The sequence below is a fragment of the Ehrlichia canis str. Jake genome (genome assembly GCF_000012565.1).
GTDB lineage: Bacteria > Pseudomonadota > Alphaproteobacteria > Rickettsiales > Anaplasmataceae > Ehrlichia > Ehrlichia canis.
Genome location: NC_007354.1, coordinates 96,368 through 118,133, shown reverse-complemented (window position 1 = coordinate 118,133; position 21,766 = coordinate 96,368). Strand labels below are relative to the sequence as shown.

At 32.1% G+C, this 21,766-nt stretch carries 10 protein-coding genes; 1 reads left to right on the top strand and 9 read right to left on the bottom strand.

The features are described from left to right. Positions 1-464: 464 nt before the first annotated feature. Positions 465-2,045, bottom strand: a complete 1,581-nt coding sequence (guaA, locus tag ECAJ_RS00400; protein ID WP_011304203.1) for a glutamine-hydrolyzing GMP synthase — start codon at positions 2,043-2,045, stop codon at positions 465-467. Between the two features lie 397 nt (positions 2,046-2,442). On the opposite strand from guaA, the gene ECAJ_RS00395 reads away from it, so the two are divergent. After that, a complete protein-coding gene (locus tag ECAJ_RS00395) occupies positions 2,443-2,721 on the top strand; it encodes a hypothetical protein (protein ID WP_011304202.1) in 279 nt (92 codons plus the stop codon). Positions 2,722-2,879: 158 nt separating this feature from the next. Here ECAJ_RS00395 and ECAJ_RS00390 read toward each other — a convergent pair whose 3' ends face one another. The 8 genes from ECAJ_RS00390 to ECAJ_RS00355 form a co-directional block, all read right to left on the bottom strand. Further along, positions 2,880-5,630 carry a DUF3514 domain-containing protein gene (locus ECAJ_RS00390; RefSeq protein ID WP_011304201.1) on the bottom strand — a complete coding sequence of 917 codons (2,751 nt, stop codon included), beginning with the start codon at positions 5,628-5,630 and terminating at the stop codon, positions 2,880-2,882. Between the two features lie 167 nt (positions 5,631-5,797). Continuing rightward, positions 5,798-7,723, bottom strand: coding sequence for a DUF3514 domain-containing protein (locus ECAJ_RS00385; protein ID WP_011304200.1), 1,926 nt, complete (start codon positions 7,721-7,723; stop codon positions 5,798-5,800). Positions 7,724-7,989: 266 nt separating this feature from the next. Beyond that, positions 7,990-8,226, bottom strand: coding sequence for a hypothetical protein (locus ECAJ_RS00380; RefSeq protein WP_011304199.1), 237 nt, complete (start codon positions 8,224-8,226; stop codon positions 7,990-7,992). Positions 8,227-8,579: 353 nt separating this feature from the next. Beyond that, a complete protein-coding gene (locus tag ECAJ_RS00375; protein ID WP_011304198.1) occupies positions 8,580-11,051 on the bottom strand; it encodes a DUF3514 domain-containing protein in 2,472 nt (823 codons plus the stop codon). A gap of 363 nt (positions 11,052-11,414) precedes the next feature. Then, the gene (locus tag ECAJ_RS00370) at positions 11,415-13,265 is read right to left on the bottom strand and encodes a DUF3514 domain-containing protein (RefSeq protein ID WP_011304197.1); all 1,851 of its coding nucleotides are present in this window, start codon (positions 13,263-13,265) and stop codon (positions 11,415-11,417) included. 674 nt (positions 13,266-13,939) lie between these two features. Further along, positions 13,940-16,027 (bottom strand): DUF3514 domain-containing protein, encoded by a 2,088-nt coding sequence (locus ECAJ_RS00365; protein ID WP_011304196.1) that lies wholly within the window; start codon positions 16,025-16,027, stop codon positions 13,940-13,942. Positions 16,028-16,401: 374 nt separating this feature from the next. Continuing rightward, entirely contained in the window at positions 16,402-19,071 is a 2,670-nt protein-coding gene (locus ECAJ_RS00360; RefSeq protein ID WP_011304195.1) for a DUF3514 domain-containing protein, read from the bottom strand. Between the two features lie 389 nt (positions 19,072-19,460). After that, positions 19,461-21,248: a DUF3514 domain-containing protein gene (locus ECAJ_RS00355; protein ID WP_011304194.1), complete on the bottom strand. Its 1,788-nt coding sequence runs from the start codon at positions 21,246-21,248 to the stop codon at positions 19,461-19,463. Between the last annotated feature and the right edge of the window lie 518 nt (positions 21,249-21,766).

Genomic DNA, 21,766 nt, shown 5'->3' with positions numbered 1-21,766 from the left:
TTTTACTGATAAAACCTGTAAATAGCAAGAGTTAAAATATGTACCAGATTACTATATATACATTAAACTATAAAAAATACCTAAAACGTACCTGACACTTTACCACTATTTATAATATCATTACAAATTCAAATTTATGAAAAATTAGTACCAGTACCTCAATAAATAACCAAAAAGCCAACTTTTATTTTCAATATTACAAAAATATTTAGCTTTATCCAATTGCAACTGCATGGTTAAATGTAAGTCATATATTAACTTATTAATGCTTCAACATCATTGATAACTGCACTACTAACTTCTCACAATGTTCAATTGCAATCAAAGTGTTAGATTCACAGATCATATACTATTTTATTAATTCATTGAATATCACTTACAAGAGTATTATCAACTTACTATATAAACAAAAAACTAATGTTAGCTTTTAATAATTTGTATTCCCTTTTCAAGATTTTTAAAATCTATTCCCATTCAATTGTAGCTGGAGGTTTAGATGTAGTGTCATATACTACTCTATTAATCCCATCAACATTATTTACTATTGCATTACTTACTTCCTGCAAAAATTCATAAAAGATTAACTTAGTATCTGTATCTACACCAAATGGGAAACAGCCTGCAGTCATACCATCACTAGAAGTAACAGCTCTTAAAGCACAAGTATAACCATAAGTCCTACTATCACCCATAACACCTACTGTTTTCACAGGTAATATCACTGCAAATGCCTGCCATATAATATTATACAAGTTGTACTTCTTTATAAGATTGATATATATATCATCAGCAGCTTGTAGCATTTTTATTTTTTCTTGAGTAACTTCACCTATTATTCTAATTGCTAGTCCAGGACCTGGAAATGGATGGCGCATCAATATTTCATCTGATATTCCAAGCTCCTTTCCCAATAATCTAACTTCATCTTTAAACAGCAACTTTAGAGGCTCAACAAGCTGCAGTCTCATAACATCAGGTAATCCACCAACATTATGATGAGACTTGATAGTTACACTTTCTTTTCCCACAGCACCACCAGATTCTATGACATCAGGGTATATAGTTCCCTGCATTAGAAATTCTACTCCTCCTATTTTATTTGCCTCTCCTTCAAATACTTCAATAAATGTTTTTCCTATTATTTTCCGTTTTTGTTCTGGATCAGTAATAGACTTAAGTTTATTCAAAAACACTGATGATTTATCAACAATAGTGATAGGCATTTGAAATTGATTAACTAATAACTGACTTATTTTTTCTGCTTCATTATAACGTAACAGACCATTATCAATAAAGATACAGTGCAATTGATCCCCTATGGCTCGATAAGTCAAAGCAGCAGCAACACTAGAGTCAACCCCACCACTAATAGCTGCTATTACCTTTTTATCTCCTACTTGCTTTTTTATAACACGTTGTTGCTCATCCAAAAAGGAATTCATTGTCCAATCAGTTTTACACCCTGCTATCTTTATAAAATTACTAAGCAATGCTATACCATCAGTAGTGTGATATACTTCAGGATGAAACTGCATGCCGTAGATTTTTCTTTCTTCATTGCATATCATTGCAATTACATTCTTCAACACACTATATGCTATAACTTCAAAACCACGAGGAACATTATATACACTATCTGCATGGCTCATCCATACATCAACCCTTTTACCTACTTCCCAAACATTTTTTGTGATTTCTGATTCTTTTATAATATTCAAAGTAGCTTTACCAAATTCTTTACTACAATCAGATACAATAGCTGAATTAAAATAATTACTTAAAAGCTGTAATCCATAGCATATACCTAACACTGGAATTGAAGATTTCTTATTTAACTCAATAATATTATGAACAATTTTAGGTATTTCCGCTAAACTAGCAACTGATTTAGGTCCTCCAGATAAAATAAACGCCTTACTGTCTTTTACAAGATCAAATTCCACATCAGGTGTAAAAATTTCACAATAGACATTTAGTTCTCTTATTCTCCTAGCAAGTAATTGCGTAAATTGCGACCCAAAATCAATAATTGCTACTTTTGACATTCCATGCTACCTCACAATTCAGAAAACAAAACCCATAAACATGCAGGCACTACTACCTAATTAATTGCTACATGTACATGGTTAACTTAATACAGACATATAAACATTAGTAAGCTTATTTATAACAATAATTAACACACCTTTAGCGCTGATCATATAAACTCTATAAACCAATATTATTTACTTTATTAACTACAATAAACTTATAGTTTTTTACATAACACAACATAAAAATACAACTTATTACAATAAGGCATTAAAGAAAATGACGTAGAACTCTAGAACTTACGTCATGTTACAACTATATCAAAAAAGTCAATTCTCAACAAGAGTTATAATTTTATTAATAAATATACTATAATATTTAAATTATCACGATAAATTTAGGTACAAAAACATGACAGAAGAATTATCACTAGACTCAAGTTTAGAGAGTGCTATGAGCTATGTAGAAAAAGGATATAACACAAAAATAGACTCAAAAATGAAAGAATGCATCAAAAATGAAGTCAAACAAGCAATTCCAGAATTAAATAAAGTATTAACACCATTAATTAACTCTGCAATTAGCTCAGAGCAACAAACACTATCACAAAATCAACAAGCAGACTTAGTTAAGAAATTAATAGAAATTATGATGCCACACATGCAAAAAATTATAACTGCATCTGAATAATGAAAAAATAACACTTTATTTGAAAACACAAAATACATAAAGATACTTTTTATCAACATTATTCTATTATTAAAACATCTTACTAATGCAACATTCTATAAGCATTGTAAATTTGTGATGTTTATAATGCTTATAGCACACTATGCTTATTTCTCATATTACAGGGTACGAGAAGATTCAGCAGCGCTTCCCATAGTTAAGTATTGTTCTGCTATAACCTTTCTATAAGTTTCTATATCTTTTCGGATAAGAAATTCTAGCTCAGAATTTAAGAATAAGCTTGTAGTATAATTTGCTATGTTACTCATAAATACACCAAAGTGCATAGTACCATTTTTAACATTATGGTCAATATCATTAATAATTTCCCTACACGGTCTAATAATATTGCGTGGGAACGCAAGTCCAGATGTTACACACACAGGATTTCTTTTTTCATCTGGACTATATAAATGACTAAATGCCATTCTTGCATTATCACATATCCTCGCAAACCTTACAGCATAAAACAGCATGTGTTTTACACTTCTTTCTTGAAAAATAAGAGCTTGTATTTCTTTATCAGTACAGGATTCTGTAGTGATACTTTTTGACTGCACAATAATATGATACATATGCCCAAACTGCACAATACAAGATACCTTTATCAAATCAATTAAGTCATTTAACTGAGTATCCTGAACTCGTGAATTTACAATATCAATATACATACCTAACATGTCATAGTAAAAACTATCAGAGTGTACCTTAAAAACAGCCTTGTCTTTTAACTCTTGAGAATAGCAATAAAGGAAATTACATACTCGTGCAGAAATAGTCTTCAAGTCAGAAAATCCTAAATTAATTAGACTTATCAAGAATGCATCCATGTGGCTCTGATCATAATAATGACTGGCACAATACTTAAAATACTTAAGAATAACAAGATTACATAATCTACCTACCATTTGTTTAATTATCCCAAACTTAATAATAAAAGTACATAGATTTATATTATTAGTTACTTTTAATAGACTATTTTGAATTTCAGGTTTTAATACAAGTCTATTACCTACTATATTAAATATATTGAACATAAAATTAGCAGAATATACAAAATGCATATCTGCAAACTGTTCTACAGTTTTTCTAAATTTTACCATTTGTTGAAAATACTCCTTTGCGGAAAGGTGACTAGTATGTTTTCTAATAAAACTTTTAATTGTCATGTGTGTACTAGCTTCTACTGAAGTAAGTACTTGAGTTTTCTGCCCTTCACTGACACCAGGCAATTTCTCACTGCTCTCTACTTCTCTATGTACACAAGATGGTATCGCATCAGTATCTTTTCTTTGCTTAATAGAGTAGGACCGACAAATTTTCGGTTTCGCACCCTGCTGTAAATATCCATTATCTACCTCTGACTTTCTATCTTCCCGACTAACGACACCACAGTCTCCTTCTCGTCTTACATATTCAACAACAGTAACATCTTCTAAGCTTCTTGATTCGCGCTCCTTTCCAGTACTTGTCTTTAAATATCCACCAAAAAATCCTTGTACATCCTCTACTCGAGCTCTACGTTTTTCTTCTCTATAATCTACAACTTCTATAGAACCCTCACCACAAGGTTTAGAACTTACACCATGTAAACCCTGTGCTTTTCCCCTTTGACTAGATTTTCTTATTTCCGATTCTTTAACTCTTAAATCTGCTTCTGCTAAAGTCTTAGTTACAAATTTTACTGCACTTTCTGATGGAACACCTTGCCTCTCTCCACTTTCAACACTTCTTGCTTTTGTATTACTTCTATCAAAAGATTTAGGAAACGAACTCTTCAAATCTTGTTTAACATTACTCAAAATGTCAGAACTTCGTGCGCTTACATCCTTTTGAACATCAGATTGCACTATATCAGTTTTCTTAGCACCTTTTGTCTGTCTACTAGCTACAGGTTGACGCATTTTTGGCTTTGCACCTTGCCTTAAATATTCCTGCTCTAAACTGCCTTCTGTATCTTCACTTGCAGGATTAAAAACTCCTGCAGTACTCTCAAACGCACCACTAGTATGATGTACTGTGTCTAAAGTCTCATCCGATACGCCTCTCAATACAGAAAGTGTCTTTTTTTTCTTTTTCTTACCTTTCTTTTTTGAAGCATGCTGATCCCCAGTGGACTCAACATCTGAACTTTGTCCAACTTGGTGACTAGAAATCTTTCCTTCTGTATTTCTAGTACGTAAGTGCTGTGATGACACAGATTCAACTGACACTGTTACATCATCTTTTGACATAGTACTAGTGTTCCCCGAATTACTAATATCTTCTACCTTTGCAAAACACTCAACAGTACTGTCAGAGGTTTTACTTTCTACATCTTGTGTCTTTGTACTTTTTTGACTAGAACTCTTAACACTAGATTGCAAAGCACCAGTTTTTTCACCAGCCTTAGTTTGCTTAATAGAAGTACGTTGACGTACTTTCGGCTCAGCACCTTGTCTTAAATATTTAGCGTCTAAATTAGCTGCTTGTTCTTCAGTTCTAGAAGATCCTTCTTCTTTTTCAGAATTAGCACCAGATATACCATTAACATCACTGCTTACATCAATATCAGGAACAACATTCTTTGACTCTTTCAATGTTGATTTCTTCTTATTTCTTTTTCTTGAAGATTTACCAGATAATTTTACTACATTCTCTTCTAAGCTAGTTCCCCCCCCCCCCTCTCTATCTAAAACTCTACTCTTAGAAGATGCAATATCTAAACTAGACAATTCTTCACTTAACTCTCCATCTGAAGTAGTAGCCGCAGCCCCACTTGTACTTGTTTCTACGTTGTCTATATTTGATTTATTACCAGTTTTTCTACTTTTACATAATACAACTATAGCCCAAGCTGCTGCTCCGGCAATGAATATCCCTACAAGCATAATAACACACTAACTTTGGAAATTTAGATTCTTTACTACTAATATTAACATATTTACACTACTAAACGCAACTCTATTGAGTTAGCATTTATTTACATAGTCACTGTGAATCCATAATACCAATAATGTCAATTGTGACATTTTAATGAATATACAAGCACTGATCTCTACAACATACGAGAAGATGTAGTACTACCCATAGTCTGGTATTTACTTCTTACTTCTTTTTCGTATAATGCTATGTCTTTTTCCAGCAAAAGTTTTACATTCTGATATAATAACGATTTTACACAATTACACACCATGTCTTCAACAAAAACATCAAAACTCATGGTCTTTTCTTCAATACACTGAGCAACTTTTTCATCAATATTACAACTACATTCTTTTATAATAACACTTGGAATGTTAAGATTACCTATTGTACATGCAACGTTTTTGTAATTTGGACTGTATAGATGCCTAAATGTTCTTTTCACTCCACAACAACGATGCACAAAAATTGTAGGACAAATCTGAACGCTGCCTACACGATGTCCATTGAAAATTAGTTTTTTTATTGCTTCCACATTTTGTACACCTGCAGCAGTAACTTGTGATTTACATATTACATCATACATTGTACCAAAATGTATTTGACTAGATAATATTATAAAATTGTACAATCTCATTAATCCTGGACTTTTATCTATTTGTGTTATAAAATCATAGCACATATTTAACAAACCTGAGTAAAAACCACCGCTATACAACCTAAAAACATTATGTTCAATACCTTCATGCATATTTAAAAAAACATTACGCATACTTGGTAGCATACTCACCAAAGCATTAGGTCCAAGATTAAGGATTTCCAATAAAACAGCATCCAAGATTTTCTGATTATCCCAATGACTTGCACAATACATCACACTATTATAAAGCTTAGAACTACAAACTCTAGACATCACTTGCATAATTATCCCTTGTTTAATGACAAAGGAACACAACTCTATATTTTTAGTAGTTTTTAACAAAACATTTTGAATTTCATCCCTGAATATAATATTTCCATTTTCTATTGCAAATACATCAAAAACAATATTAGCAATATATTGCATGTGCATTTTTGCAAACTTTTCTACAGACATCTTAAATTTGTCTACAGATGCAAGATATTGCTTATTAGTCACACATCCATATGTATCACCACTTCTGCCAATGGGCTTAGTTTCAAGATGTACACCAGTACCAATACCAGTAACCATGCAAGAATGAGCTTTCATTTCACTAACATTTACTGTAGACAAACTTACATTTTTTTTCTGACTTACATCTTTTGAATTTGCGTTTCCTATAGGCAATCCAACACTAATACTTTGAGTGTGAGACCGGACCTTTGGCCTTGCACCTTGCTGTAAATACTTACTACTTAATTCTTGACTAGCTTTTCCTTCTCCCACAGTGCTAGCATGAGATACGTCAATAGCTTTAACAGTAGCATCACTTTCAAATGTTTGTGATTTTTTGTTTCTTTTAGAATCTTTTTTTGAAAATTTAACAGACCACTCTTCTCCACTTCCTGAAATAATACCACTTTCAGCAATATTTTCTGCTTTTAGAAGCTTTAATTGAGAGTTTTTTATATCTTGATTTTTCTTATCCCACTGACTACTATTTTCTACTATTGAACCTTTTGGCACTGAAACTCTCTGTGCCGAAGATTCAACTACACTTTCTGAGTATACACCCTCAGTTTTACCTAAACACTTAACACCATCACCACTAAATTTCTTTTGTTCCTTATCTCCTTTAGTTGTACTACGTGTTCCTTTTTGAACAGTACTCCACTGACTACTGGATAATCTAGATTCGAATTCTTCAGCATCATGAATATCTTGAGAATAAGCACTTGTACTTTCTGTGACTAAAGTTTTCTCTGATGATTCAACTATGTCCTTCAATAAACATTCAGATTTTCGATCACTACCTTTTGTTTTTTGAGTGCTTTTATCAGTGCGTTTAGCAAATTCACTATTATCATTTAATTGTTCATCATTACTTCCATTGCTTACATCTACTCTTACTATACTTTCATGAGTATCAGATTGCACAGAACTAGTTCTTTTAATATCCTTTTGTTGTTTCCTAGAAGGTTGACTAACTTTTGGTCTTGCATGCTGCTGTAAATACTTACTTTCTGATACACATACTTGAAATACGGCAGCAGCGTACTCTTCCTCTTTACAAACATCATATATACCACTACTAGCATGATCTACTGTGTCAATAGCAGAAGAAACCGCATCTGGATCTTTTAATGCTGATTTTTTTCTACGCCTCTTTCTTAAAGACTTAGATGATTTTACTACACTCTCTTCTAAGCTAGTTCCCCCCCCCCCCTATCTAAAATTCTACTCTTAGAAGATGCAATATCTAAACCAGACAATTCTTCAGCTAACTCTTCATCTGAGGTAGTAGCTGTAGAACTACTTGTGCTTGCTTCTATGTTGTCTATATTTGATTTATTCCCAATCTTTCCACTTTTTTTATCACATAATACAACTATTGTAAGGGTTGTTGCCACTGTAGCAACTGCAATTGCAGGAAAAATCATTACGATAACACACTCATTTTCTCTGGAAGTGAAAATTCTTTACAATTAATATTACCACATTTCCGACATTTTTGCAATCAAAAGTAGCAATTCCTTTGCTTTAAAACAACTTTCAAGAAGTTACTTGATAAAGAATAGCATAGCTTCACTAATACTAACTACAAATGAGTAAGAAACCCTGGATTCTAGATCAACAACAACCTAACATCCATTAAGTTAAATGGGAAGGAATTAGACAAGGAAAAAACGGTAAAGAATTCAATTAGTGAAGTAGTTGTTACCACTTTGGATACAGCAAACATAATTTCTATTAACAATGATTACAACATTTCACAATAATCTTCAACACATTATTATCTATTATGCCACTTACCTTTACTAACACCAGAACTACGAATTATTTCATTATATATAGCAGAATATACTTCTGTTTCTTCTCTACAAGCAGCTATGTCAAAGTTCTCAATCGTACTATATAAACACATAGCAAGATTTTCCATAATAACTTCATAACCCATAGTACCTTCAGCCATATTCCTTTCAATTTCATTACTTAAATGTTCAGAACATTGGCATATCAATTTTTCTGGAAAGCATATACCAGATATTTGCACTATTCCATTAGACTCTGGATCATACATATTCATTAGATTAACTAGCATATTACAACAAATTACGCCAACTCTTCCTGCATGGGGCTTTGTTTTTGCGTCACCCCCCCCCCCATACATATGCTCAATTATCGCAGCAATACTTTCATCATCACTAAATCCACCTTGAGATTTAATAAAACACCTATAACCAGTATACATAGTACCAATTATCATAGCACACTTTACTATGACTAAGTCTAACACTTTCTTTGGACAATTTGCACCAACTAATCTAAACAACATGAGCTTCTGAAAAACATCTAATACATTTCTAAAAAATTCCCCATCATAAAATTCATGATCACAATTTGCCATTTTAAAACAACAACCATGCAATACTTTTGATGCTTCTTCAACATTTGCACCACTTTGTACACACTGAACGATTTGAACAAGGTTTTCATCAAGCAATGACTGGTTGCTATATAACAATAAATTACATATCATACTATTAGCAACATCAGGTCGATTCACCATTTCCATGCAATTCAACATATAAGCAAGTTTAAATATAAAAGTGCAAATTTTTCTATTTGGTATTACTCTTTTTATAAAAGATATAATACCCTTCCTAAGCAATATCTTACCTCTTTGCTCTTCAAAAAGTTCTCTACCAATAGAACGACAGTATTCAAAATGTATAGCTTTAAAAACACATATCCTTTGTTTGAAGTCTGCTTTATTTTTTTCTATGTCTTCACCAACAGCTGACTTTGCACTACTCTTAATAAACTCTGACAATATATTCTTATGTAAAGTTCTTTTTCCATTTGCACTAGCAACTTTCGATATACCTACAGATTTTACATGTGTACTCAAATTTCCTGTCTCTTTAACACTAGCTTTTCTCTCTTGTACACTCCGATCAGATGTTTCTACAGGTACTACGCAAGCTGCAGCTCCTAAATTATCCAAACTCACTTGTTCTACAGTAGTAAGCATACTATCTTCTTGCATCACTAAAGAACTTTCTTCTAGATGTATACCTTGATCAGAAGCTGCTGGATCTATGCGAACTGCAGCACCCAATTCATCCAAACTTACTTGTTCTACAATACTAACTATATCTTGTTCATGTGTAGATACTACTTTCAGAGATAAACACTGCTTATGAATATTAGTTTCCTGCTCAACTAATAAACTTTCATCTGCTACAACTTTATCGCTACCAGGTTGCTGAGACACACCAAGACCCACACTGATATCAGTAGCACTATCCACATGCTTCTGCTCAACTTGAAAATCACCAGCAGGCAACACTTTTTCAGAAGTTTGAGTTGTCACTACATTGCTTATTGCCCTACCTTTTCTAGATTCTTCTACAGCCTGTACAAGAAAAGGATCTTTATCTCGATAATTCTTACTCGACCAATCATAAAATTTCACTGCAGGTTCTTTAGATTTCTTACTTTTAGAAGTTTTACCAACACGTACTTTTGGCCTTGCACCTAGAAGTAAATATTGAGAAGCTTCACTTCCAACATTGACTGAAATCTGTTGATCATTCGCATGTTGCATACTAGAATGATCAACACTAACTCCAATATCTCCCACCTTTTCCTTAACAGGCAACGCATTCACTTCTTGTTGGCTCTGAACAGTTTTATTAGGTCCTTCAACATCCTTTCTATCACTTTTTAATTGTTCGTCTTTCTTTAACGGATCTTGAGTACTTGCTTTCTTCTTAACATCTTTATCGGATGTAGTATCTGCACCATCCTGTACAAGCTGATCAAGACCATTTTCACCAATACACTGCACACCTTTCTCACTATCTGCTGACTGTACTTCTTTCCCTGAACCTTCTCTAGTATCCTTACCTTTCTTTGTATCTTTATCTGACACAGTATCTGCATCATCTTTTGCAGATTGCTGGCTAGTTTTATCAGTCCCTTGCACAATTTGCTTACTATGCCTTGAACGCTTCTTTTTCTTCCCACCTTGCATTTGTAGGACAGATACAACTACTGCACCACCTGCTTTAGCTTTAGCTTTAGCTTGATCTTGACCAGCTTTTAAAAACTCCTGTGAACTCTCTTCATTACTTCCTGGCTCATCTTTTCCAGATACTTTATCACTATCTTGACTTGTATTAGAAGTAATTAATCTCAACAATGCTGAAGCTGCAGCACCACCAATAAAAGATACAATTGTTAACAATATTAACAACATAACTAGAAATCATAAAAACACACACTGAAATAAAAAGAACTTAAATTCTTCATAATTAATATTATAATATTTTCAATATCCTTACAAGATATACTAATAAAAGTTTTAGAGTTGGTAAATTAATATATAGTACTACTATTCTAATCCTTTAACCACATGAAACATGTAAAAACTCTTTTACACATTAAAAACAGCAACTCATTGGTATCAATGTGATCAATATTCTTAAACAATAAGACAAATTACTATAGCTTTTACAAAATAGTAACCATGACTATACATAACTTATATTAAAGACACCATAAACACAGTATCTCAACTCTGATTAATTCGCTATCAACTAAACAATAAATCTTACACACCTTATATTGTATTTCCACGACATCTATCTAAATCATATATGTAAGAATATTCCCTTATATGCTGTTCAAAGGCAGCCAAGTTATCTTTAGTCATTAACAAACAAATATTGTTTGCTAGATCATTCATAATAACATCAAAACTCATATTATCATTAGCAATTTTCACTTTAGCTATATCAAGAAAATTTACAGAACATTGTTCTACCAGCAAACTAGGAAAACATAGATTACCTATTACAACTGTCACATTACTATCCACATCATACATATATTGCATTTTATACAATACATAGTAACACATTAAACCAAAAACTTCTGTATGTTTACCCTCACCAACTCTTGCCTTAGAAGTAACAACTTCAATTTTACTATACATACTACCAAGGATCATTGCACAACTTACTATTGCAAAGTTTAATACTCTACGTGAATAATTTGTGCTACCTGGCTTAACAGACGAAAGATTACGTAATAATTTTAATATATCAGAAAAAAAATTACTACTATAATACCCCATAACTGTAGGAAACTTCTGAACATGATGATAATGTATAATTTCCTTTAACCTATAAAAAGACATGCTTGTATTTTGGATATTAGCAAGAAGATCTACAATGCACATATCTAGTGCTGAAGTTGTAATATACCTGTTATAAATAAGTTTATCACAAAATTTATATCGATTTAACAGTAATGTACAATGCAATACAGAATAAAGTCGAAGTACAAAACTACACAATTGATAATTTGACACTTCATGCACTAAAAAATTCATTATATTATTACGAAGAAGTACTTTATTATTCTGCACACAAAAAATCTCTTTAATAATATTACAGTTATAATTAAAATGCATTCCCATAAAATTATACAATCTACTTTGGTATTGTTTTTGCATTCTTCCTCTATATTTTACACCATTAGACCTTATCACATTACCTTTACGCAAAAGTTTTTCTGTACTTCTACTATCAGAAACAGTTTGACTAACAGTTATTCTTGACATTTTCAGAGATTCTATACATATACTTAAACCCTGCGAAATATCACTTTTAGATCTTTTTACACTACTTCCTGATACACTTACATCACATGAATCTACCCCAATCAAAGATTGATCTACATCTTCTATCCCCACTTGTTTAAACATTTTGACAATTTCTTGTTCCTGCTCATAATCAACTACATCATACAAAAACGTATCTTCTAAATCATATTGCGTACATTTTGTGGATTTTAATGTTTTATTCTTAGGTATAATAGATCCTAAGTATTCCATTTCACTTACTTTAACTAATTGTTCATTTGCCTTATCAGCTTCCAGTAATACATGATTAAAAGTTAATTTCTTTCCAGATACTTGTTTAATTTTAACATTATTAGATTTAAGCAATTCTTCCTTAGTAGATTGAGACTGTGTTACGCTAGCTGTTGACTGAATATTTCCTACTTCAGATCTCTTTTTAACTTGGACAAGCAAAGGCTCTATTTCTTTATAAGATTTACTAGACCAGTCATAAAACCCAACCGCAGATTTCTCAATATAATTAGTCTCTTTAGTGTCATTGGGTTTACTAGAATACACTTTTGGCCTTGCACCTTGACGTAAATACTCAGTTTGTAAATCAGATGATTGTATAGCATCACTAACTTCAGAAGTAGTAAGATATTCCTCACCACTATGATTATGCAAGTTACCAGTTGCATTTACTTCTGCATTCCTCTTAGATGAAGTTTTTATGTCACACATTGTAGATTGACATTGATTATGTTCACCAATGCCTTCCGATTTCTCATCACTACTTTTTATCTGTTCTTTTTTTTTTTTTTTTTTTTTTTTTTTTTTTTTCATAACTTTCTTCACTTGTTTCATACTGATTAACACTATATACTAAATTACGCAATACTTTCACTAAAAGTTTCATAACTACCAATATTTATATTAAAAAACAGTTTAAATTTTTATAATCAATACTATATTTATAGCAATTTAACAAGATATATTAACAATAAAGCTATATTTATAAAAAATCTAAAGAAACTAATTAACAAATCAGCTATATAATCTTACCCTAATAACTATTTACTACAGTATATAAACAACAAAAAATTTCTTTATTCCTAAAATTAGTAGGATACATTGTTCAATAGTAATACTGTGAATAAATACCACAGTAATACTCCTCTGAAACACATAATAACCACATTATATGAATTCTATTTAAGATATTCGTGTAAATTCTAGATTTCACTTACATACGTTTTCATAACTGAGTAAAATTTTCAGCATGATAAAACTTTTATCTTTGACTATCACACTTTATCAGAACCACATACCACATCATTACACAGTTTATCACATGAATTTACTCTATATTCAAAAGTATTTGTAAAATTCATATACAACTTATAAACAAAGCTAAGTTTATCTTCTATTCAATATATTACTTCCACCAAAGTAAACACTATACTTTGACTCACATACGTCTTCATGACTGAACAAAAACTTTTAGAATGACAAAACTTTTATCTTTGATTACCAGTACCTTTATCAAGACCACGCATTATATCATCATACAGTCTAGCATATGAACTTACTTCATACTCAAAAGGACCCAAGTGATATCTATCCATCATTCTACAAATACGGCTAGCAATATCTGTTATAATCAGGTTAAAAGACATAGTACCACCAGCTACATGCTCTTCAGCTCTTTCACGAAAGCCTGGAGAACATTGTTCTATTAGTGCTCTTGGGAATAACATATTGTGAAGCTTAGTTAATTGATTATTACCAGCATTATACATATACCGCACTTGACATAACAGATCGTAACACATTTGACCAAAAGCTCCTCTTTGAGGACCTGTTGATCCCATATGTTCAACTAAATACATAATATTATGTTCTTCATCAATGCTTGTTTTATTATTTATCAAGAATCCATAATTATCATACATACTACCACACATAATCGCACAACCTACTATTGCAAAATCCAGTATATCATGTGACCGTAATATACTATTTACTCTGAGATAACTAAGCTCACACAACAAGCTATATATACCAAGGAAAAAATCTCCATCATGCAACACTACATTACTAAAACTTAACTTGTTGAGATACTGACAATATAATATTTGCCTAATAGGACGAAACTTGAACCCTTCATGTTGCACACCATTATAAACTTTCACAAGCAACATATCCAATAAGTTTTTGCCACAAATACGCGTATTATAGACTACAGTATCACAAAAACCTTGTCGGGCTAATGGTATTGTACAATATAATGCGAAACAAAGTTTAAGTACTAGTACACATAAGGTCGGATTTTGTAAATTTCTCAATAAAACCTCAGTATTGTCTGTAACATACAATCTATTACACTGCACATAAAAAAGCTGTTGTAGTATTTCACAACAATATATAAACTGCATACTTCTAAACTTCTGCAAAAACATCTTAAAGCGTTTGTCACTACTACTATATCTTTTCTGTAGTAACCTTATGCAAGTGCTGCCCATGAAATTATTGAACTGCTTTCCACTACAAGCAATAAGCTCAGCTGGAGATAGACTACTCACTTTTACAGAACTTAATTCACTATAGCCTTCATAACGATATTTCTCAGGTGTATCAGATACTTCTTGCTCACCTTGAGCTGTAGCACCTAACTTTTCTACATTCATTTGTCTGAGTAATTCAATAATAGCTGCTTCAGGATCATAATTTGGATCATTCAGCATCTTCTCATCTTCACTCAATTGCAAATCCACATCAGACGTTAACATTTCCTCCTGATGGACAACAGGTACAGAGCTTAATTTACCCTCACTTTTATGCTTCTTCTCTTTAGTTTCATCAAAGACTTTTTGCTTGCCCTGAGCTGCAGTACTTAACTTATCTAAACTCATTTGTTTGAGTAATTCAACAACAGTTACCTCAGGATCATAATTCGGATCACTCAGCACTTTATCTTCTTTACCTAATTGCAAACTAACATCAGGTGTTAATATTTGCTGAACAATAAGCTTTTCAGGCTCAATGTACTTACTTCTATCCTTGTCCCCTTCTTCTCTAACTTCAGAAGATGATGGTTGTATAATCACTTTAGGAGCCTTAGGTGGTACTACATCAGATGTTGATTCAACAACTTTACTGGGTTGCTGCACAGATTGCACAAAAGTAGTAGCAGCACTTACATACTCTTTTTTAGACCAATCATAAAACTTAACTGCAGGTTTTTTAGTAGGCTTAGTTACCTTGCTTTTAGCAGATTTACTAGAGTGCACTTTTGGCTTTGCACCTTCACGCAAATATCTAGCCTGCAAAGCATCTTGCTTATCACTATTATCTCCAGGAGTTATACCTGTTGCACCTAAATCTTGACTAGTCTCTACAGGTTTATTATCTTCTACTACCTTATCCGGTGAAACTTGCACACCACTTGCTTTACCACGATCAGATTTACTCGTATCTTCTGATTTCTTTTCTTGTTCTAATGCTTTTGTACTATCTTTATCCTCATCAGAACTAGATATTATGCTAATTAGCGCTGTAGCTGCACCAACAACAGATACAGCACCTACTATTATTGCTACTATCATAAAAAAATATTATAAAAATACATACCAACACAAGAACAAAAACTTAAATTCTTAATAAGTAACATCATTACATTTCAATTTCCATAGAAAAGACATACTAATTAAAACTTATCAATAGCAACCTCAAGATAAAATGTCAGATAAATTAGTTTATCATTATGATCTATGATTAAAAGAAATATGTATTTTTTATATCCTAACAATAGTGATATTATGTAACAAATGGTAATTCACATGTATTAAAATAACAACAGCTGCAGTACTTTACTTACACAGATTATAATTGGCCTTATATGATCTTTATTATATACATATTTCCATCAGATTGATTTACGATATTTCCTGATTAAACAAAACTTTCAAAGTATAAATTTTTATTTTCCATGTCCCTGATCTTTCTGAGTACCAGAACTACGTACCATCATATCATATAAGTTAGAATATGCTTGTATTTCCTTCTCAAAAGCAGCTAAATTAAATCTATCAATCATGCTACAAATAAGCATAGATATGTCTTCCATAATAACATGAAAACCCATAGTATTATTAACTACATTGTTTACTATCTTATCCGAAAAATACTGAGAACATTGTTTTACCACTCTTTCTGGTAAGTACATACCACATATCAAGACATCATTATTATAATCCCCATTATACATATATAAAATATTACACAATACACGATAACACATCAAACCCAACTTTCCTTTACAAGAACCCGTTGATCCCATATGATCAACTAGCATGTTAAAAGTAGCTTCATCTGCAATCATTCCTTTAATGCCTGTAAGGTATCTATAATTACTATACATGCTACCAAGCATCATAGAACAATTCACTATTGCAAAGTCTAATATTTTATTCAGATAATTTGGCTCACTTAATCTAATAGATACAAGATGACCTAATATTTTTAATAATTCAGAAAAAAATGCTCCTGAATACAATGTACTATTTTGTGGAAATCTTTTAACATGATAACTACATAATATCTTATGCATTACCTCTATAGATGTATAGCCACTTTGTACGCTAGAAAAAAGTTTTCCAATACAATCACATAGTATTGATGGTTCATGAAAAAAAGATGCATTATAAACTAAATTTTTAGCAAAGGTAGGTTGACGTATCACTATAGTACAATTTAACACATAAGAAAGCTTAAGCAAAAAAACACATAATTCATAATTTTGAATGTTAAGTCTTAAAAAAGATAAAAGATCGTACTTAGTATATAACTTATTATTTTGAACAAAAAACATTTCTTGAGCTATATCATAGCAATATTGCAAATGCATCATTTTAAAATTATAAAATTTAATGTTAAGTGCTTGCCGTTTTGCTTGAGATTTTTTACTAGCTAATGCTAAAATCTCAAATGCAGATGGTAATACACTCTGATCAAAAGCAATAACTGACTCTTGTCTACCCCTTACATCAACTTTAGATATTTTTACAGATTTTAAACACTGTAATTGAGTACTATCAGCAGTTTCTTCACACTCATCTTTCTGTATAATCTGATCACATACTGCCTGTACAATATCAGGTGTTTCCACAGGACTTATGACAGTATCCGACACTCTTTGTCCTGCTGACTTAAGAATAGTCATTTCCTGTGCATCCAAAGAACTTTCTTTTAAACGCATAGATTGTATGGTGAGAAAATCCTGACCTTTCCCAACTAAATCTTCATTTACTTGAGTACTAGTTTTATCAATCAATACATTAAAACTCAAACCTGCATCAGTGCTTTCACTATGTTTTTGTTGAACTTTAGTGCCATACAATAATGTAGATATACTTTCTTCATCTGCTGGAAGTATACTACTTGTAGATTTAATATCTGCATTATATTCTTTCCCAGCTTGAACTAGAACAGGATCTTGTACCTTATAATATTTACTATCCCAATCAAAAAATTGAACAGCAGGTTTTTTAGCTGATTTAGGCATTTTACTTTTAGAAGGTTTACTAGTACGTACTTTCGGTCTTGCACCTAGAGCTAAATATTTATCCTGTCCATCAGATGCTTGTGAAACATCACTACTTATTGCACTTGTATCTTTACTTTGACTCGGTGTACCAGAATGCTCACTTGCACTTCGTATAGGTCCACCACCAGGTTGATGCTGCAAGTCTTTATCTGCACTTTGATCTACCTGTTCATTAGGTTTAGTATCATGTTCCTTATTTTTATTTTGAACACCTTCATCAGATTCATCATCTTTTGCTGGCACTTTCTGCTCTAATCCCCTTTTACTCCCTTCTGTAGATTTTACATCTTTACTAGATGAAGTTTCAGTACTACGTTCCTCATCTTGCTTTTGACTAACTTTATCAGCTGTAACCCTATCAGTTGATTGCACAATCACTTCTCTTGCACTTTCAGGTTGCCTTTTCTTTTCTAATTTTTCTTTATCTTTGCCACCTGTACTCACACTTCTATCAGAACTTTTATCATCTTTTTTAACTTGATCTGAATCAACTGCCATAGCCACTTGCACATCAGATTTCTTAGTCGGCTTTGATTTCTTACTTTTAACAGACTTAGTACGCTCCTTTAGCCTTGCACCTAGAGCTAAATATTGAGTTTGTAAATCAGTACTTAGAACACTATCACTTGTAGACTGTAAACCAAAAGCACCTTTTTCCTTACCTGTCTCTATATCAGTCGGAATCCTGATATCTTTCTTTTCTAATTCACACTTTTTTTCCTTCATACCTTCACTAGATGCAGCACCTGCATTGCTTTGCTTATCTTGATCAGTTTTGTCGATCTCTTGTATACCCTTCTTATTAGACCTTGACCTCCTCTTTTTTTTACCACCCCTTACATTTTTATCAGACATCGTACTTTTATCACGCACTTTACCATTACTATGACTATCCACACCAGACTCTTGTACACATCTTTCTTTATCACTCTCCTTCTGTTCTTCCTCTTCATTTTTTTCATTTTGAGCAGCATTAATAATCAATCTAAGTAACACTGCGGCCGCAGCACTACCAACAATAGATATAACCGCTAAAAATAACATTACTAAAAATTATAAAAACACACATTTACACAAAATAAAAAGAAATTTAAATGCTTCATCATCCAAGTTATATACTAACACTTTTAATGTTATAACAATAAAAATTTCTGATAAAACCTATAATAAAGGTATTTTTGGATTTTCAATGATAATAATGTACTGATAAACTCGTCATATCCTAAAAGTATTAATTGTTAAATGTATAAGCACCAACAATAAACAGCAATATTATGAAATTACAGCACAATATTACTACAGTACTTTTTATAAAATACATTTTTACTATTTTTTACAGAATTTACATTAAGCACACAGATATAGTGCTTTAATTATACTGCAATATATTTTTAATTAGACAAAAACTTTAAAGTGATAAAATTGATAAACTTTCATCTACTAGGACCTTGACTACTATAACCATGTGTTACCTTACTATAAGCTACACAATATTGTTCTATCTCTTCTTCCATAGCAGCTAAATGCATTCTATCAAGCATCATACAAACCTGCATAGATAGATCCTCAATAATCACACCAAAAAACATTTCATTATTATTAATACATTGTGTAATTTTCCCAAGAAAATGTTCAGAAGCATTCGCAATAAGCCCACCTGGCATATACAAACTGTTAAACAAAACTGCTTTATTATATTTTAAATTATTCATACCAGATAACTTACACAATATAGTAACGCATAATCGTGCAAAAACACCTCTATGAGGTCTTTGTGGTCCCATACAAGTAATCACTTGACTAAAACTAGGATGACCGTTAACATCTCCAGAAAAATGCAGCATGCTTATATACTGTTTATACATAGTACCCATTATCATTGCACAAGATACTATTCCAAGATCTAACATATTATGTTGATTTTCACAGCTTGGATCACATAGCCTCAACCTTACAAGCTGACACAATACACTTAATACTCTTCTATAAAAAGTTCCACTATGTGCTGCTTGATCACCTTGATTCAACAGCTGAGAAAAATGAAAATTAACTACAGGTATGCTAATTTGTGCTGCACTAATACTTGCAAGTAATTTTTTCAAGAGTGTATTTAACACAGATTTATCCCAATACAGTTGTGCATCATAAGCAAGAGAACTAAAAAAATTATTCTTACCTAATATTGCTACACAATTCATTAGACAACCAAGCTTTAATACAAAAACAAGCATGGCATGATCTATTACTTTGCTTTTTAAGAAATCATCCACATTTTTATTAACATGAACCTTATTACCTACCATACAAAATATCCCTTGCATCATATGACAGCAATATTGAAGGTGCATCTCCCGAAAAGGATTTAATTTTTCTTTAAGTTGCCTAACTCCAATATGATATGCTTCAACAGATGGTGCTACAAGTCGATTTTGCCTGAAAGCTTGCAAGCTTGCTCTTCCATAAAAAATATTTTTCTTATCGGGTTTGCGGGGATCCACCAATACAGATACTGCACTTACCTCAGCAATTTTAGTGTCTGGATCAATAGTACCAATTCCACTTTGTTCATCACTTTCTAATGGCGCTGCAGCCCCTAACTCACCTATGCTAATTTCTTCTACTAATTTAACAAGTTGTTCTTCAGCACCATCAAAACTTTGTTCTACAATGCCAAGCTTTTTAGATGCTTCACCCTCCTTTTCAGAATCATCAGGTAAAATTCCCTCAGTAGCTTGAGGCTGTACTACACCAGTTGTGGGTTTAGTATCTTTACTCAGTTCCTTTGTAGCTTCTTTAACAAGAAAAGGATCTTCTTCACAATAAGCTCCACTATCCCAATCAAAAAATTGAACAGCAGGTGCTACAGATGTCTTAGGTGACTTATGTTTCTTAGCTTTAACAGTTCTACTAGCACGTACTTTCGGCCTTGCACCTTGACGTAAATATTGTTCTTGTACACCAGATGCTGCATCACCACCTGTACTTTCTAAATCAGAAGCGCCAACATTTTTACTTGTCTCTTCTCCCCCCCCCCCCTTCCTTTCATCAGATGAAGCTTTTACATCATCTTTACTAGCGCTATCTTGTTTTTCAGATGATTGTACGTCCTTTTTGGTCCCTTCTGACTGTTCTGAATCTTCCTGAACACCTCCACTAGATTGTGTATTTTCATCTTGTACTTGAGACTCTTTTTTACTTGGGTTATTATTTCCTGATAGCATTTTTTTCTACCTCTTCTCTAACATTTTTTATCTTTACTAGATTCAGTACCTACACAACTTTTTTCAGGTCAACCTCTACAGATCTCACCAGTTGTTTGTGCGTTTTATTCACCACTTTTTGATTGCATCTTCTCTTTACTAGCTTCAATATCTATAACTAGACATATCACTTTGTAACATGACATTTACCTGATGCTTACACACCATATCTACCATATCTGATCGCACAGCTCTTACAGACTCTTTCCAACTGTCCATCTCTAAGAATTAGCAACCACCGATTCAAATAATAGTGGAGAATAACACTAACATATGCAATTTCAAAATAACATCATAATGCTAAGTTATAAAAACACACACTTATACTGAAAGTAAAGGAAGTTAAATTCCTAATACTTTATGTTACAATATTTTCAATATGTTCACAAGATATATAATCAACAACTCTACTTGTAATAAACAGCAATATTATGAAATTACAGTACAATATTACTACAGTACTTTTTATAAAATACATT

Excerpts from the sequence above, each read along its gene's own strand:
- ECAJ_RS00390 (WP_011304201.1), bottom strand. The coding sequence starts at position 5,630 with ATGCTTGTAGGGATATTCATTGCCGGAGCAGCAGCTTGGGCTATAGTT.
- ECAJ_RS00370 (WP_011304197.1), bottom strand. The coding sequence starts at position 13,265 with ATGAAAAAAAAAAAAAAAAAAAAAAAAAAAAAAAAAGAACAGATAAAA.
- ECAJ_RS00395 (WP_011304202.1), top strand. The coding sequence starts at position 2,443 with ATGACAGAAGAATTATCACTAGACTCAAGTTTAGAGAGTGCTATGAGC.
- ECAJ_RS00360 (WP_011304195.1), bottom strand. The coding sequence starts at position 19,071 with ATGTTATTTTTAGCGGTTATATCTATTGTTGGTAGTGCTGCGGCCGCA.
- ECAJ_RS00365 (WP_011304196.1), bottom strand. The coding sequence starts at position 16,027 with ATGATAGTAGCAATAATAGTAGGTGCTGTATCTGTTGTTGGTGCAGCT.
- guaA (WP_011304203.1), bottom strand. The coding sequence starts at position 2,045 with ATGTCAAAAGTAGCAATTATTGATTTTGGGTCGCAATTTACGCAATTA.
- ECAJ_RS00375 (WP_011304198.1), bottom strand. The coding sequence starts at position 11,051 with ATGTTGTTAATATTGTTAACAATTGTATCTTTTATTGGTGGTGCTGCA.
- ECAJ_RS00380 (WP_011304199.1), bottom strand. The coding sequence starts at position 8,226 with ATGATTTTTCCTGCAATTGCAGTTGCTACAGTGGCAACAACCCTTACA.
- ECAJ_RS00355 (WP_011304194.1), bottom strand. The coding sequence starts at position 21,248 with ATGCTATCAGGAAATAATAACCCAAGTAAAAAAGAGTCTCAAGTACAA.